This is a genomic window from Aeromicrobium phragmitis (assembly GCF_003674095.1).
In the GTDB taxonomy this organism is placed as follows: Bacteria; Actinomycetota; Actinomycetes; order Propionibacteriales; family Nocardioidaceae; genus Aeromicrobium; species Aeromicrobium phragmitis.
In genome coordinates this window covers 1-331 of the sequence record NZ_RDBF01000232.1, presented here as the reverse complement: position 1 = coordinate 331, position 331 = coordinate 1, and the positions used below count along the sequence as shown (strand labels likewise).

1 protein-coding gene is annotated in these 331 nt (G+C 68.6%); it reads right to left on the bottom strand.

Annotated features, from left to right (window positions below; translation table 11 throughout):
• Positions 1-331: NAD(P)(+) transhydrogenase (Re/Si-specific) subunit beta (locus D9V41_RS17115; protein ID WP_208006944.1), on the bottom strand; the 331-nt coding region annotated here is incomplete at both ends.

Sequence of the window (331 nt, the reverse complement as noted above, 5' to 3'; positions counted from 1 at the left end):
GTCCATCTCGAGGACGATGTCGTACGGGACCTTCGCCTCGGCGAGCAGGACGTTCATGTGGCCCGGGAGCCGCCCGGCGACCGGGTGGATGCCGAAGCGCACCTCGACGCCCTTCTCCCGCAAGCGCCGGACGAGATCGGCGACCGGGTACTGCGCCTGTGCGACGGCCATCCCGTAGCCCGGCGTGATGATCACGGACGAGGCGTTCCGCAGCAGTTCGGCGGTCTCCTCCGCGTTGACCTCGCGGTGCTCGCCGTAATCGGTGTCGTCACCGGTCGCGGCCTCGATGCCGAAGCCGCCTGCGATCACGGAGATGAACGAGCGGTTCATC